This window comes from Pseudomonas sp. SJZ074 (assembly GCF_007828215.1).
In the GTDB taxonomy this organism is placed as follows: domain Bacteria; phylum Pseudomonadota; class Gammaproteobacteria; order Pseudomonadales; family Pseudomonadaceae; genus Aquipseudomonas.
On the sequence record NZ_VIUE01000004.1, the window covers coordinates 142,758 to 158,023 of the forward strand.

The 15,266-nt window shown below is 61.5% G+C and carries 10 protein-coding genes; all 10 read right to left on the minus strand.

Annotated elements, in window-relative coordinates:
* Nucleotides 1–32: 32 nt before the first annotated feature.
* The 10 genes from FBX99_RS06930 to FBX99_RS06975 all read right to left on the minus strand — a co-directional run bounded on the left by FBX99_RS06930 (nt 33) and on the right by FBX99_RS06975 (nt 15,140).
* On the minus strand, nt 33–2,987 hold the full coding sequence (locus FBX99_RS06930; RefSeq protein ID WP_144925875.1) for a cellulose synthase subunit BcsC-related outer membrane protein: 2,955 nt from the start codon (nt 2,985–2,987) through the stop codon (nt 33–35).
* Nucleotides 2,975–4,090 carry a cellulose synthase complex periplasmic endoglucanase BcsZ gene (bcsZ, locus tag FBX99_RS06935; protein WP_144925872.1) on the minus strand — a complete coding sequence of 372 codons (1,116 nt, stop codon included), beginning with the start codon at nt 4,088–4,090 and terminating at the stop codon, nt 2,975–2,977. Before bcsZ ends, FBX99_RS06930 begins: the two co-directional genes overlap by 13 nt.
* Complete coding sequence (gene bcsB, locus FBX99_RS06940; protein WP_144925869.1) at nt 4,090–6,384, minus strand: cellulose biosynthesis cyclic di-GMP-binding regulatory protein BcsB; 2,295 nt, start codon at nt 6,382–6,384, stop codon at nt 4,090–4,092. Before bcsB ends, bcsZ begins: the two co-directional genes overlap by 1 nt.
* Nucleotides 6,381–8,972 carry a UDP-forming cellulose synthase catalytic subunit gene (gene bcsA / locus FBX99_RS06945; protein WP_145131073.1) on the minus strand — a complete coding sequence of 864 codons (2,592 nt, stop codon included), beginning with the start codon at nt 8,970–8,972 and terminating at the stop codon, nt 6,381–6,383. Before bcsA ends, bcsB begins: the two co-directional genes overlap by 4 nt.
* Nucleotides 8,969–9,694, minus strand: a complete 726-nt coding sequence (bcsQ, locus tag FBX99_RS06950) for a cellulose biosynthesis protein BcsQ (protein WP_144925863.1) — start codon at nt 9,692–9,694, stop codon at nt 8,969–8,971. Before bcsQ ends, bcsA begins: the two co-directional genes overlap by 4 nt.
* Nucleotides 9,691–9,942, minus strand: a complete 252-nt coding sequence (gene bcsR / locus FBX99_RS06955; RefSeq protein ID WP_145131075.1) for a cellulose biosynthesis protein BcsR — start codon at nt 9,940–9,942, stop codon at nt 9,691–9,693. Before bcsR ends, bcsQ begins: the two co-directional genes overlap by 4 nt.
* A complete protein-coding gene (bcsG, locus tag FBX99_RS06960; RefSeq protein ID WP_145131077.1) occupies nt 9,912–11,531 on the minus strand; it encodes a cellulose biosynthesis protein BcsG in 1,620 nt (539 codons plus the stop codon). The genes bcsR and bcsG overlap by 31 nt, the downstream gene beginning before the upstream one ends.
* The gene (gene bcsF / locus FBX99_RS29525; protein ID WP_144925854.1) at nt 11,524–11,718 is read right to left on the minus strand and encodes a cellulose biosynthesis protein BcsF; all 195 of its coding nucleotides are present in this window, start codon (nt 11,716–11,718) and stop codon (nt 11,524–11,526) included. Before bcsF ends, bcsG begins: the two co-directional genes overlap by 8 nt.
* A complete protein-coding gene (gene bcsE, locus FBX99_RS06970) occupies nt 11,715–13,316 on the minus strand; it encodes a cellulose biosynthesis protein BcsE (RefSeq protein ID WP_306091048.1) in 1,602 nt (533 codons plus the stop codon). Before bcsE ends, bcsF begins: the two co-directional genes overlap by 4 nt.
* A 189-nt stretch (nt 13,317–13,505) precedes the next feature.
* Nucleotides 13,506–15,140 carry a methyl-accepting chemotaxis protein gene (locus FBX99_RS06975; RefSeq protein ID WP_144925848.1) on the minus strand — a complete coding sequence of 545 codons (1,635 nt, stop codon included), beginning with the start codon at nt 15,138–15,140 and terminating at the stop codon, nt 13,506–13,508.
* Nucleotides 15,141–15,266: the final 126 nt, after the last annotated feature.

A 15,266-nucleotide genomic window follows, 5' to 3' on the forward strand; every position in this document is an offset into this window, starting at 1 on the left:
TGGCAGCGATTGACCCGCCCAAGACCTGATGATCAGCGCATCTGCGCATAAGGCGTTATAGGTTCCACCGGCAACGGCAGGTTGCCCTGCCAAGGATCGAAGGTATAGCGCAAGTAAAGCAGCGCGCGGCTCGGCGCGTACTCCTCACTGTGTTGCCATGCCAGCCCACCGCCCAGCACGAGGTGGTCGGACAGACGACGCTCCACCCATCCTTGCAGACGAACGTTGGCGCCGCTGGTGCTGCTGCCGGCTTTCACCTGGCTGATATCGTCGGCAATCAGGCCCGCCTGTTCGATACCACTCAGCCATTTCGCTCCCGCGCCTTCGAGCGGATAAAGCGCACTGGCCTCGGTCCGCGCGTACGACCAGCCGAATGAACTGTCCAGGCGCACCGACCAATCGGCATTGCGCCAGGCATAATTCAACGGCACCCCCACCGAGTAGTATCGCTGGGGGCTGTAGTAACCGCCCTGCCCCAAGGTGAATTCGCTCAAATCCTTGTCATACCCCCAGTACATCAGGTTCAGACCGGAGGTCAGACGTTCGTCGGCGCGGTCGATCACGTGGTAATAGTAGCCGCCCATGGCGGAACGTCGTTGGTTATCGGCCACATTTTCGCCCCGCAACCAGTGCGCGCCGAGGCTACCCCAGAAACCATCCACGGCACTGGTGGCATGACTGACGTCAAGGCTCAGGCCATTGCTGGTAACACCGCCCCAACGCACGCCGCTGACAGGGTCGACGGCACCGGCATGGGACAGCAGCGAATCGCTCACGGGACGGCGAGACGCCGTCAGTTTCCAATTCAGGGTGCGCCAGTCACTGGCAAAGCTGACGCCGCCCAACCAATTCGAGACGGGGAATCCTTCGGCGGAATGCCCGACGTCCAAGGCCCAGTGCTCATCGTGCCAGCCGACGGCCATCGTATGGCCACGGGCGCGTTGGGTGTCGCTCCGGCAGCCGTCGGACACCACAGCCCCGCTTGCCCGGTCGCGCAAGCGGATCGCGCAGGTGCCGAACCGCTCTCGGTGCAGGCCATCGGTATCGGTGTCGAATCGGCCGGCATCGAGATCGATATTTTCCACCTGGACAAAGCCCTGGCCGGCGGCGACGGGGGCGTCGATGCGCAAAATGGAGGTCTGGGCCAGCAGGTCGGAGGTGCCCGGCGTGGTGTTGTCGGAACGCCAGGCGATGTCGTGGTAGAGATGCACGGTGGGGTTCTGCTGCTGATACAGCGCGTCGACTTCCTCGCGCAAACTGCGAGGCAACCCATCATCGCCGTCCTTTTTACGACTGGCCAGGGTCAGCGCACGGTCATCCCGTGGGCTGGCTTCGGCGTTGGTCAGCAAGCCCACTGCCGCCATCCCCCGGGCGTATTGGTCCAATGCCCGTTGCGGTTGGCGCCCGGCATTGAGCCGCGCGTCGTCGTGCAATGCATTGGCCTGCGCCAACGATCGGCGACGTTGCAACTGTTCGTTTAACTCATACATGGGCGGGCTCCAGGCCTTCGGCGCGATGCGCGCCAATGCCTGCAAAGCCTCGCTGTCTCGCCCATCGGCGCTCAGGTACAGGGCCTGGGCATAACGTGCCTCGGGATTGCTCCCTTGGCGCTGGAGCAACCGGCGCAGGCTGTCATCGGCCGCCTCCGTTTGCCCCAACGCTCGTTGTGCCTTGGCCAGCCGCAAAGCCAACCAGGGATTGTCCTCGTCGAGCGGCCGGGCCTCGAGCAAGAGGCGACTGACCTCGGCCCAATCGGACCGTTGCGTGGCGGCATCGGCCAAGGCGTTCAAGCGCGCGAGCCGCAGGCTTTGGCGCAACGTGACCAGATCCCGCGGCTGCCCAGGGGGCAAGCTGTCAAGAAATTGCTCAAGCTTTTGCGGCGACTGCTTCTGGTACAGATGCACCAGCGGCCATGTCACCGCCAGATTGTCCGGTTGCAAGCGGTGCGCCTGCAACAGCAAGGCTTCGGCGCCGATGTCATCGGCGTTGGCCTGGGCGACATCGGCCAGGCCGATCAGCGCCCTGGCGTCGTTCGGTTTCACCTTACGCGCCTGCCGGTAGGCCGTCCCGGCGGCGGCCAGGTCCTTGCGCTGCAAGGCCTTGTCACCCTGGCGCAGCCATGCCGAATAATGATCGACGGCTTTCACCACGCGTTGGCGTTTGGCCGCCGCCTGCCAGGCAGGATCAGCCAACTGTTGTTGCTGGCGCAGCAGTTGACCGGCGGCGGCGTCCTTGAGTGGCGAATCGGGATAATGAGTCAGGAAGCCCTGCCAGCCCTGAACACTCGCGAGACTGACCGGCAGGCGGCCCAGATAGTTGTATTCCTGTTCGGCCGCAGCGCTGCTTGCCAGGGGATTGCTCGCCAGGCGATGCAGGATCGCCAGGCCCTGTGCGTCTCTTTTCTGGGCGATCAACAGATTGGCCAGCACCAGTTGCAACCCGACATTTCCCGGGTACTGGCGATCCAACGCTTGCAAGTGCTCCAGGGCGATCGCTTGCTGCCCGGCCACGGCGCTGCGGACCCGCCAGTATTCAAGCGCGCTGGAAAGATCCGGCGGGGCATCGCCAAACAACTGCTGGTACGCCCCGATTGCTTCTTGTGCTTTCCCCGCCTGGGCCAACCTGCGCGCCTGACTCAGGCCTTTCTGTCCGTCCACGCTTTGCAACGTCAACAGGCTCCGGGCCTGGAGCAGTTCCTGGGAATCCGACGCCTGGCGCTGCAACCGCTCCAGCAGGCGCTCAGCCTGGGGCTGATCATGTTGCAGCAGCGCCTGGCGGATCCCGGCCACCAGCACCTGAGGCAGGTCGGGAGCGATGAGATTCAGGCGCGCCAAGGCGTCACGGACCAGGTCTTCGCGATAGAGCGCCTCGCCGACCCGCATCTGCTCCAGGAACCGTTGTTGCTGGTCAACGGGACCGGTCGACTGGGCCATGACAGGCCCGGACAACCCTGCCAACAACAGCGCCCACCTCGTTACTTTTTGCATGCGTCCGCCCAGTTCGGCAGCAGCCGCCCTTGCTTGTCGAAACGATAGCGCCGCTCGTCCCAGCCTTGTCCGAACAAGACCAGGGACTGGTTGTAATAGGCGTCGGGCGCGGGCGGCTCCTGACGCAGCCGTTCACGTTGGATCTTCAAGCTTTCGCCGCCATCAGGTGTGCCGGCGAGCATCGGCAGCATGGCCGCGGAGAAACCCACGGGGCCCGTGCCGATATCGGTGCCGGCGCGGGTATCGAGTATTTCCGGCACCGCCCCCAAGCGCTTGATCAACGCCGGCATGGGTTGGAAATGCTCGAGCAACTCCCGCCTGCCCGGTGCTTGCTCGGCCAGCATGCCGAGCCACAAGTAGACCCGGATGGCGTCGTAGCTGCCCTTGGGGCCCGTCACGCTATCGACCACCCACCCCTGCCCCGTTCGCCACGACAACCAGTCGGGGGCCAGGCCCTGGGGGGAGCCCTCGATCAGCAACCGTTGCGAATTCTCGGCAAGCTCGGCCCAGATCGGTGCCACTTGGGCAAAGCGCGCCAGCAATTGCGGCGGCAGGTAACTGGGGTTCAGGCGCCAACTGTCGGCACTCTCGAAACCCTGCCCACCCGGCAGCAACATCAGCCCCAGCCCTGGCACTTTGCGCATGCTCTGCGCCGCGCTGAGCCAGAGCATATTGAGCCCCAGTTTTTCATAGTCGGGACGTCGCCACAGCCGACCGGCTTCCAACAAACTGTAGGCGATCCACAAGTCGGCATCGCTGGCGTTGTTGGGGTCCAGCACCTTCCACTGCCCCTCCTTGTCACGGCCCCATTGCCAGGCCGGCAATCGCCGAGACAAATCGCCGCCGGCCAGATTGTCCTGGGTCCAGCGCAACAACCGCTCGAAATTCACCCGATCATTGGCCACCAAAGCGAAGAACAGGCCATAGCTCTGCCCTTCCGATGTGGTGATCCGCTGATCGGTGGATGCGTCGATCACCCGCCCCTCCGGGCTCATCAACGCCTGCCGGTAACCGTCCCAGGCTGGCCAACCGCACTGCGCCGCCTTTACCGGGGCCATCACGCTCAAGGTCAACATCAACACCAGGAGCCCTCTCACGCCCATCACTCCCGTCCCGCCAGGCGCCGCCGGGCGATCCAACTGAGCGAGCGCCACAACATGAATGCAATGAGCAGCACGATCAGCACCACCGTCATCGCCAACAGCACCGGGTGTTCGGAGAGCTGAAACCAAAGCAACAGCCACCACGGCAGATGCCCGACGAAGTACTGTTCGCCGACCTGGCTGCTCTCCACGCCACTGCTGCGTAGCAGCGCTACCGAACCCGCCACGGCGTCCATCTTCGCGCCGTCGGCGAGCGTATCGCGCAGCAACTGGTAATCGGCATCGTCGTGGGCAAGCAGCGCAACGATGCTGCGCTGCTCATGGAACGGCGACTTGAGGCCGACGAATGCGGCAATCGGCGCCTGGGCCGACACCTCGACTCGATGGGCCGCTTGCTCCCTGATGTCATTGAGCTGCCCGGCGCGCGCCGACGATCCGCTCGGCATCTGGTTGGAAGGCTCCAGCAACCAATCGTTGAGTTGATTGAGCATCAGATTCGCATTCGCGCTGTCGCCAACGCCCGCGCCCAGCCCTCCCATCACCAGCAGATCGGCGTCCGTGCGGGCCGCCACGCCCCAATCATCGGACAACTGCAGGCCCAGCGCCGGCGCGCCGGAGCGCGCGCCGATGGTTGCCAGGGTTTCAAGCAAGGTGCTGATCTCTACGGCGCTGCCCTGGGTCGGCACCATGACCAGGGTTTGCGACAGGTCGGCCATGCGATTGAACGGAAACCCGCTGCGAGCAAAAGCCTTCAGGTCCGGCATGGCGATGAAATGGTGATAGCCGGACAAATCCAGCGTCGAGTTTTCATCGATCGTCGACTGATTACTGGCCGGCAAGCTCGTCTGGCAATGATCGCGTTGGGCACTGCCGATCGTGCTGGCGAAATTGAAGTCAAAACGCAGCGTGTTGCGCTCACCAACTTTCAACGCAGGCACGAACACCTTCTCGGTGGGGTTGGCCGGATCACTGGACAGCACCGCCAGCCTCAGCCCTTGCAGCTTCGAACTGTCATTGGCGGGCAATGGGAAACTGCTGATGAATTGATCGTTGAGACTGATGTTCAGCCGCGACTCATCCGTGACGACGCTGGGGGTATAGCGATAATTAAGCTTGAGGGGGATGCCCTGGCTGCGCCAGACAAACAGGTCCGGCGGCAGGTTCAAGTCGACGCTGATCGGCGCCGGCCGCAGACCGCTCGCCTGCAATTGCCCAGGGTAGCTGATCAGCTCGGCAAATCGAACCGGACGGTCGGTGCGAATCCAATTGGGTGCGTCGTAGGGTTGCCTCGGTTGCAGTTGCTGCACCTTGTCCACCGTCGCCCGCGAACCGCGCAGCAAATCGCCGCCAAGCGCCAATGCACGCGTTGCGACCAGCAGATCCTCGTCATTGCGACCGAGCACCAGCAGCACCTTGCTGTGCGGCGCGCGAGGGTTCTCGATGATTTGCAGCACCGGGGCTTGTACTTTTGGAAAACGCTCCAGGTCAGCCAGGAATGACGGGCGGTGGTCGTTGGTCGCAAAGACGATGGCTGGCGTGGTCGCCGTCCCGTCGTCGGCCTCGGGCAACTGATCGAACAGCACCGGAAAACGCATGCCTCGCCAGCCGGCCCGACTGCCGAAATATGACGCCAGGACGCCCGCTGCGCGCTGCTCGCCCAATGTCGGTGCTGCTGCGAAAACCATGCTCAACGTCGGTTTTTCCTGGCCCCGCGCGTCGAAAAACGGCAGGGGGAAATACGCCAGGTCATTTTTCAGCGACAGCGCCTGTTCATGCAGTTCTATCTCGCTGCGGCGCCCGATATTGACCCATAACGCATTGTTGGCTGGGTCTTCGCAAATGTCCGTGTAATGGCCGATGAACTCCAGGCGCACCCGATTGAAATCGGTGATCAACAGCGGGTCGAGGGCCACATCGCGGAAGGTCTTGCGCCCGAGTTGGTCTTTTTCGATGGGCAGTGCGCTGACAAGCACGTCATTAAGATAGACCCGCAGATGGGACAGCACCGGCAGTAATGCCGGCGACGGGGTGTATTCCAGCCGCAACCTGGCGTCACTGGCGATGCGGTCGCGGCGCAACGAGAACTCGATCTGCTCACTGTCATGAATGCCCAGCAATAAGTTGTCGCCGGGTTGTCCCAACTGGCCGAAGCTGTAGGTATTGCTCCAGCTTGGGACCGGCCCAAGCTCTGGTGGCGCGCCTACCACAGGCGATACCAGGCCTTGGGCCTGCGCCTCACCAATGGCCAGCAGCGCCAGGCCGGCAACCAGGGATCTACGGAAATAGCGACTCATGATGGGCTCACAGAACGAGAGGTAGACGAGAAGAATGAAGACGGCGTCCGCGGCAGATAACTCAACAGCCATCCCACCAGCCGCAACGGCGGACCGGCCACACGGCGGACCCACAACGGCAGGAACTGATAAAGCTGGAAATAGCCCTTGGTACCGAGTTTGAAGATTTCGATCAGGCTGTGCAGCGGCCTGTCCGGCACATAGTTCTCACCCCAGTTCAACCAGGCATCGGCACGGGCAAAGGTGCACTGCACGAAATCGATCTTTTGCCGGGTAGAGAGATGGGCGAAGTTGATGCCTACAAATTGCTTGTGGCTGCGGCTGACCAGGCCGGGGAACATGAATTCCCGCTTGTCACGCTGCATCAGCAACGAAATGCGACCACCGACCGGTAGCGCCAGCGGCACATCGATTTCCACACCGACACCGCCATCGGAATAGTCCACCAGCGTGCCAGGGTACGAGTGGCCACTGTCCAGCCGCACCGCGACAGGCAACCGGGTCTGGACCCGGTGCGTCTGGCGCACCTGGCGAACCTCGGCAGCCACCGCCACCGCGGCGCCGAGGATCAGCAGGTTGTAGATGACCCACAGCGAACTCACTAGCACCGTACCGATTTCATTGGCCGGCCCAGTGGACAAACGCCAACAGGCAAAACCCAATCCGATGATGTTCAGCCCCGCCAGGACCAGGTAGGGCCGGGCGATTTTCCAGTCGAACCGGTTGTGCTCCATCAGCCCGCCCTTGGCGGTGACATTGAAGGAGCCCTTGTTCGGGCTGAACAATGCCACCGTGGTCGGGCGGGCGATGTACCAGGCCAGGACGGTTTCGTAGACCTCGCCCCAGAACGTCTGTCGAAAGCGACCCTGCATGCGCGAATTGGTCAGGCTGGCATGAATCATCGGCGGCAATACATACAGCAGGATCATCATTGCCGGGGCATAGATGATGTAGACATGCAGCAGTAGGAAAGCCAGGGGCGCGCTCAGGAATACCAGCCGCGGCAAGCCGGCGAGAAAGTGCATCATTGCGTTCGCATAGCAGATCCGCTGGAAGAACGTCAGGCCCTTGCCCAACAGCGGGTTGTCGGTACGAAAAATCTGCGCCATGCCCCGGGCCCAGCGAATGCGCTGGCCGATGTGGGCGGACAAGCTTTCCGTTGCCAGGCCGGCGGCCTGGGGAATGCGCACGTAGGCCGAATTCCAACCGCGGCGGTGCAGGCGCAAGGCGGTATGAGCGTCTTCGGTCACGGTTTCCACCGCGAACCCGCCGATCTCATCCAGCGCCGAACGCCGCAGGACGGCGCAAGAACCGCAGAAGAACGCCGCGTTCCACATGTCATTGCCGTCCTGGATCAAGCCATAGAACAGCTCACCTTCGTTCGGCCGGTTGCGGAATACCGCGAGGTTGCGTTCGAAGGGATCGGCCGATAAAAAGTGGTGAGGTGTCTGCACCAGCGCCAATTTCGGATCGCGCAGGAACCAACCCACCGTCAGTTGCAGGAAGGACCGCACCGGCATGTGGTCGCAATCGAATATCGCAACCAGTTCACCGTCTATGCGGCCCAAAGCGTGGTTGAGATTGCCGGCCTTGGCGTGGCGATTGTCCGGACGAATGATGTAGCCGACCCCCACCTCGGCGGCGAACTGGCGGAAGGTTTCGCGCTTGCCGTCATCCAGCAGATATATCCGTAGTTTGTCCTCCGGCCAGTCAATGCCCAGAGCCGCATAAACCGTGCCCCGCACGACCGAGAGGTCCTCGTTGTAGGTAGGAATCAATAGATCGACCGTCGGCCAACGGCGGGTATCGTCCGGCAACTGCGCCGGGTCGCGGTTCAGCGGCCAGCAGGTCTGGATGTAGCCAAAGATCAGCACGATCCAGGAGTAGGTTTCCGCCGCCAGCAATCCCAGGCCGCAGGCCAGGTCCAGGGGTTGATCCCAATTCAACGTCGAGGTGTAGCGCCACCACAGGTAACGGCAGGAAACGATGACGGACAGCACTACCATCAGCAACGTCGCAAACCTTCCGGGAATACCCCGCACCAGGAGTGCCAGGCCCCAGAGCAAAAGCCCGAAGACCAGTTGTTCCACGTAACCGAACGGCTCGGTGATGCACAACAGTGTCAGCAAAATCAATTGGATGAATAGAAAACCACCGAGCAGCCATTGGCGGTGCCGCTCCAGGCCTTTCCACCAATGGACACCTTGAGTGATGCGAGAGTGGTCACGAATGCGTCGAGTTTGTTGCTCAAGCGTTTTGCTCAGCCGTTCCCACCACGCTCGATGGAACGCAGAGGCTCGCGACCACCATTGATAGGCGCTTGAACGCTGCTCTGGCGTGACGGGGTATACCAACAGTAACCACAGGCTCTGCAGGGCATAACGCAACGGGTCGCCGATGCTTGGCGTCTTGCCGGCCAACTGTGGATACCAGCGTTCTCGATGGTCCAGCAACTGTCGCCAGGCGGGCGATTCCAGGCGCAATATCGTCCAGGCCAGGAGACTCCACAGGGCCAGCAACAGCGCAACCAGTGGCGGACAATCATGTTCACCACGCAATTGCCCATAGGGGAACCAACGTGCGATCACCTCAGTTCACCTTGGTGCGCCTGGCACCAGACCGCCAGGCTCAGTACGTCCTGGGCCACCAGGCTGTCCGGCGCATAGCGTCCCACCGGCTGCTTGCTGGCCAGCGCTTCACGCATCGCTTCATCGCTGTGCACCGTTATCGGCAACAGCCGCGCATCGTAGTGTTGACGCCAGATCAACGCCAGATCGCGTTGAATCTGGCTGGCCGGATCAAAACGATTGAGCAACAGGCTGTCCGCCCTCTCCTCCTCCTGCTGTTGCAGCAACACGTGACACGCTGCATCGGCTTCGACGATCTGAATCTGCAACTGGCACGACACAGCGTTATCCTGCCACGGCGAGCGCCGCGGCAAATCGAACAGGATCCAATCGAAATGCTCCGCCAAGACGTTCATACGTCGAGCCCAAAGTCCAGGCCGCTGGTCCAACGCTTGCGCCAGGCGCGCCCGGTCGGTCCCGATGAGACGACCATGGGGCAGCACACTCAAATTCGGCGCAAGACTCCACACCTGGTCAGTCCAGTCCTGACCATCGAGCAAGGCTCGGGCCCATCCGCCGGTTTGCGTGACGGCAAGGTTGAAGTGCAGGCACAGCAGATTCTCCGGGCACATGTCCACCAGCAGTACGCGCTGCTCCAGGGTGTGCAGGGCATAACCGAGCGCCGCCAGCAACGAACTGCTGCCGGTGCCACCACGTATCCCGTACAATCCCAACGAAATCATGCGGTCACCTGTGGCTCGTCGCGACGTACCAACGAGACCCGCGTGCCCGGCGCGTGCTGCGCCTGTTCCAACTCGGCGAACAAGGGCCAGCGCTCCACGGCGTGGCGCAGCTCCCTCTGGAGCGACACGTCGACGTACTTCAGGGCGGGCAATTGCAGTTCCACCTTCAATCGCGCGATGTCATCGGCCCGCTCGGTGCGCGACATCAGCCTGGCGCTCATTGGGACACCGGACGATAAGGAAGCCATGGGTCTTTCTCCGTGATCCGTACATAAGGCGTTGCGGCGTAATCGAGAACGGTGCTGCCTTCACTTTCGGAAACCAGCCGGGCCTGGGCCAGGCCTGCCAGCAGCGGTTGCCAGTCTGGCTGTTCGTCCCCTGCGGGTGATGGCGCCCCGTACAACCGGTCAATGAGCTGAGCCACGGCCAGGTAGCTACTCGGTTCGCTGACATGCAACGGCATGGACCGAGGATTGCGCCCCATGCCGATCAACTTGATGCCGACAGGTACTTGGGTGATGGATGGGCTGGGTATCTCGTGCATGCCTGGGAACTGCATGCGATCGCCGCGCAGGGCCGCACCGTGGTTCGGCACCATCACCACGACCACTCGACGACCACTGAGCTCCAGTTGCTCGATAAACCCGCTAAGGTCATCGAGCAGGACCTGCGCTCTTGTCTTGTAGTCGGCACGTTGGAGTTTGCCATCGGCCGCCATGACATGATTGCCCTCGTGCAGAGTCAGCGTGTTATAGAACAGCGCCACCCGCGCCTGAGGCTGCGTCTGACGGTGTTTCCACCAGTCGCCCAGCACCTCGCGATCACGCCACACCGGCAAGCCGTCCGGCCCGGACAGCATGGGCTGCCAATGGTCGGTATCCAAGTCCGGCTCCGGCAGCGAACCCAAGGTTTGCACGGCATTCAGAAAACCCGCGAAACGCCCCGTGTGGTTGAGCAACGTCTGGCCGACGAAACCCTGCTTGCCCAGCTCATCGAACAGCAGGCAAGACTCCGGCGCCGGAACGAACAAGTCACGGCGAGCTGGCTGCCCACACCCGGCACGCAGCAGCCGAAGCGCCGCCGGGACCTGGTCGGAAGCGGCCGAGTTGAAGTGGTCGAACAGCACATCCATCTGGCGCAGCAGCAGGTGGTCGCGCAAACCGACGGCATCCAGATCGTCCCAGGACATGGAATCGATGTTGATCAGTAACAAGTCAAAAGGCTGAGCGGCAGCCGTCGCAGGCAGGAACGAAACTCGTCGATCGGCCTCCGTGTCGTAAAACTGCTTCAGATAAACGTCGATAGCCTCGCTGGAGGGGGCGGCCTTGTCTGCCGGGGCAAGAGCGCGGGTCAAGCTTACTCCGTGGGTGAGCGGCAACACCGACGGATGGGTAACACTCAACCACGCCAGGCCCGCCAGGCTCAGCGTCGTCAGGCGCAGCCAAGGCTGGACGAACTGGTACGCCATCACCAACACCAGCAGCCAACCACAAAGGCTCCAGTCGACCAGGCTCCCGGCCAATGTCAAAAGATGACCGGAGGAAAAATCCATCACCAAAGACCACTCGCCCCATTCATCCAGAGGTGGCAGCCAGGTGTCTCGATAGAACAGCGCCATGGCCAGCGGCACAGCTAGCAATCGACGGATGACAACAGTGGAGTGCTTGCGCAAGGGAATCAGCAAAAAAGCCACGAACAACAGGTTGGGCAATACCTGGATGTTCAGATAACCGCCCCACTGCAACGCGAACTTGAGGATGAAATACAGATTCCAGTGCCCCAGGCCGGGCCAGACCCGCGCCGTGCTCGCGCCAGTCACCGGTTCTAACTTACTCATGGGACGCCTCCGTGACCGCTGGCGGGCAAGCGCGCCGAGGCGAGCGGCGGGGTTTCAGATAGCGGGGTGGCAGCAAGGACTGGAGCAATGCTTGCCCCTGACGCCAAACGCTGCGCAACAGCCACACACATGCCAGCGTCAACAGACTGCTCACGGCAATCAATTGGAACAACTCAAAAAGATTCATTCACAGGCATCCGCGATGGCCAGCGTGATCCGCTGTGGTGTGTAGGCACCCAACTGTGCTTGCGTGCGCAGCGGTGTGCCGGTGCGATCCGGGGCCAGACGCAACGTCTGCGGCAGACCGACTGCATTGCTGAACGCGTCATACGGCAAGTCATCGAATTCGGCGAGAGCCTGGCAATCGCTGAACAGGTTGCGCCACGACAGACGACAGATATTGCCCAACGCCGCTTCCAGGCCATCGCTACGACAAGCGAATAGAAATAGATAGAAAACCCCATCCACCACGGTGGCGACGTCGCCGAACCGGCGCAGGCTTAACTGGTACAGACAATGCTCCATCGTCAATGCCGGGCGCGGGTGCAGCCGCAATAACTGGTGCTCGACTTCACCGGCAGCACCGCCATAAATCTGCTCCAGCGCCGACAAAAACTCCCGGGGTGCCAACAGGCCTCGCATCTTCGGCGCGCGCAGACGTTCGATGAGCGACTCCAGGTCACCACTCAGGCGACCGCGTCTCCAGACCTGCCCCTGTACACTGTCCAACAGGCTGAAGAATCGGGATAACGCGATGCCGAAAGGCACGATGATATTCGCCCCACACGACATCAACAGACGCTCGTCGCGATATCGCAGGCAGGGCTCCATTTCCCGGATAACGATTTTCAACGCCGTACCGCAACGCTCGCGCAGCTCGTACAATTCCCGCGCCAGTACTTCCACCTGCTGATCACTGTCGACAGCCACGATAACGCTCGCGGCTCGGGCCAGGGCCGCCGCTTCCAGCAGGTCGACGCGCCGTTCGAATAGACGCCAGTGTTCCGACAGCGCCGTGGCACCTTCCAGCACGATGCGTTGGGCAAGATAAATGCGCTGGTCATCGGTGCGTGTCGGTAGCGCAACGGCCTGTTCGGTCCGAGCCAGACTGAAACCCGTGGCTTGCAGATCGAGTTCGTACGCCTGGGCCCCACAGACGCCTCGCTCGTTGAGCCAAAAGTGCGACTGATAGTGGATAACGCCGTCTCGCCGATACAACTGCGCCAGACCGGACAGATGCTCATTGAGACGAACCAGCTCGGAATGCAGGTCGGGGGCCTCACCATGGCACAGCACCAAGAGCGTGCAACGTTGTTCGCGCAACCAGCGCCTCACCGTGCTGCACCACTGCCGCAACTGCACCGCATCAAAGGCCTGCCAGCCACCGGCCGGCAGCATCAACAACACGAGGCTGCCCGGCACCGTTGCAGCGCGCGTCAACTCGCCGGGCAGCGACTTGAGCGCCCGGCGGATGGAGGTCTTGGACACTTCAAAAACCCGCAACTCATCGGGACCGGACCGTTCGCCCAAGGCGCTTATCATTTGATCGGGGTGATGGCCGCACCAGACCAGACTCGCCCGGTACTGCTCGGGCAAGGCCGCCAGACTCTGGAGCGCCAACGCTTCGACATCGCGGACACGGTCGACAGCCACCCAGTACAGTCCTCCTTGACGCATCAACAACTGCTCCTCCGGCAGATCCCGGATTACCAAGGAAACCTGACTCAAGCGCACGCCCCTCCCCTTACAAGTGATGAACGCATGACGGGGCATTCCGAATGCCATGGATCAACACCCAGGCAATCGGTCAAGGCAACGCAGCGACAAACACGATCACCGTTCAGCTTCGGAAGCGGCGATATTAAAACAGTGGCGATGATGCCGAGGATAAGGCGCGGGGACTATCAGATGCGCCTGATTTTAACTAGGCAAAGGGATTACGCTTGTAGGGCTACCCCTACCCCGCACTCCCCTTCAGACTTTGAAATGACCAACCATCATTTGCAATTGATTTCCCAGCCGCGCCAACTCGACACTTGAGGCCGCCGTTTCGTCACTGGCGGCGGCGGTCTGCTCGCAAACGTCACGCACACTCGTAATGCTGCGGCTGATCTCGTCGGCCACGACCCTCTGTTGCTCGGATGACGCCGCTATCCGTTGGTTCATCGATTGAATGTCCGACGCCGTGCGAGTGATGCTGGCCAGTGACAAACCAGCATTTCGGGTCAGATCGACACAGCTGTTAGTCAGGCTACGGCTGTTTTTCATCACGAGGGCCACCCGCTCGGTTCCGCTCTGCAAGCCGGCAACCAAGTCTTCAATCTCTTCGGTGGATCTCTGGGTCCGCTGGGCCAAGCCACGGACTTCGTCGGCCACCACAGCAAAACCGCGTCCTGCGTCACCGGCACGAGCGGCCTCGATGGCGGCATTGAGCGCCAACAGATTGGTCTGCTCGGCCACCGCTTTGATGACGTCCATCACGCTGCCGATCTTTTTGCTCTCCTGTTGCAGCACGGCCACGGCTTCGCTGGAACGGACAACTTCCGTGGCCAGGTTGTCGATGTGTGCAATGACCTGAGCAACTACCCTGTCGCCTTCGCGCGCCTCGTCGTCGGCGGCCGCGGCCGCTTGCGAGGCCTGCTGGGCGTTACGCGCGACTTCCTGCCCCTTGGCGGTCATTTCACGCATGGCGGTGACGACCTGATCGGTCTCGATTTTCTGATGGTTGACCCCGACACTCGTTTGCTCGGTCACGGCCGACAGTTCTTCTGCCGCACTGGCGATCTGCGTCACGCCATCGCGAACACCGCCGATCAGGTTGCGCAAGGTCTCGCCCATGTGTTGGATGCCTTGTTGCAGCACGCCCAGTTCGTCGCGGCGGGTGACCACCAGATTACGCGTGAGGTCGCCGGCGGCAATGCATTCAATTGCATCGAGAGTCTCGCGAATTGGACGGGTAATCTGGCGACTGATGATGATTGCGGCCAAGATACCCAGCAACAAAGCGGCTCCCGCGGTACCGCCGAGGAGGATCTTGGCTTGTTGGGAGGCCTGGTTGCGCTTCACAACCTGCTCGCCCGCCATCTGTTTACACAACTCAAACAACCGAGCCACTTCCCGGTCCAGAGTCTCCTGCGCCTGTTGGACAGCAAGCTGTGCATCGTGCAACGGCCCGACGTCAGCGCTATCCGCATCGCCGGCCAGTTGCTTGCGAGTGACTTCACGAACCTCGAGGGCACGGCTGAAATGGTTGAACGCCTCACGATAATTGCCGGCAATCTTGATACTTTCTTCTATCACCTCGATATCTCGGGGTAATTTATGCAATGCGCGAGCCCGCAGCAGATTTTGATCGAGAGTGTCCAATTGCCTGAGTACGGCAGCAGTACCTACAGAGCCATTATTCAGGGTGTAAAACAGACGCGCGATGCGCAGGTCCTTGGCGGTCTTTTCAACTTCCAATATCGATATTTGCTTGTCTGCACGCGCGCTCAAGGTGTCCAACCCGGACCAACCGGCAAAGGCGATGATCAACGTCAGCAGCAAGACCAAAGAGAAGCCCAATACAAGCTTCAGATTAACGCTCAGATTACCCAACAGTTTATTCATCTAAATTTTCCTCGTAGAGCCTCGCACTCTCTAAGTTCAAGCGACACCTACCGGTCATGCTGGAGAATCGGTCGCTCGGCTATCAGCGATAAAAAAAAGAGTACGGGCAATTCCCAGGAAACCTTG

Bases quoted from the DNA above. Each gene is read 5' to 3' on its own strand.
- FBX99_RS06930 (WP_144925875.1), bottom strand. From the start codon at position 2,987: ATGCAAAAAGTAACGAGGTGGGCGCTGTTGTTGGCAGGGTTGTCCGGG.
- bcsZ (WP_144925872.1), bottom strand. From the start codon at position 4,090: ATGGGCGTGAGAGGGCTCCTGGTGTTGATGTTGACCTTGAGCGTGATG.
- bcsB (WP_144925869.1), bottom strand. From the start codon at position 6,384: ATGAGTCGCTATTTCCGTAGATCCCTGGTTGCCGGCCTGGCGCTGCTG.
- bcsQ (WP_144925863.1), bottom strand. From the start codon at position 9,694: ATGATTTCGTTGGGATTGTACGGGATACGTGGTGGCACCGGCAGCAGT.
- bcsR (WP_145131075.1), bottom strand. From the start codon at position 9,942: ATGGCTTCCTTATCGTCCGGTGTCCCAATGAGCGCCAGGCTGATGTCG.
- bcsG (WP_145131077.1), bottom strand. From the start codon at position 11,531: ATGAGTAAGTTAGAACCGGTGACTGGCGCGAGCACGGCGCGGGTCTGG.
- bcsF (WP_144925854.1), bottom strand. From the start codon at position 11,718: ATGAATCTTTTTGAGTTGTTCCAATTGATTGCCGTGAGCAGTCTGTTG.
- bcsE (WP_306091048.1), bottom strand. From the start codon at position 13,316: ATGGCATTCGGAATGCCCCGTCATGCGTTCATCACTTGTAAGGGGAGG.
- FBX99_RS06975 (WP_144925848.1), bottom strand. From the start codon at position 15,140: ATGAATAAACTGTTGGGTAATCTGAGCGTTAATCTGAAGCTTGTATTG.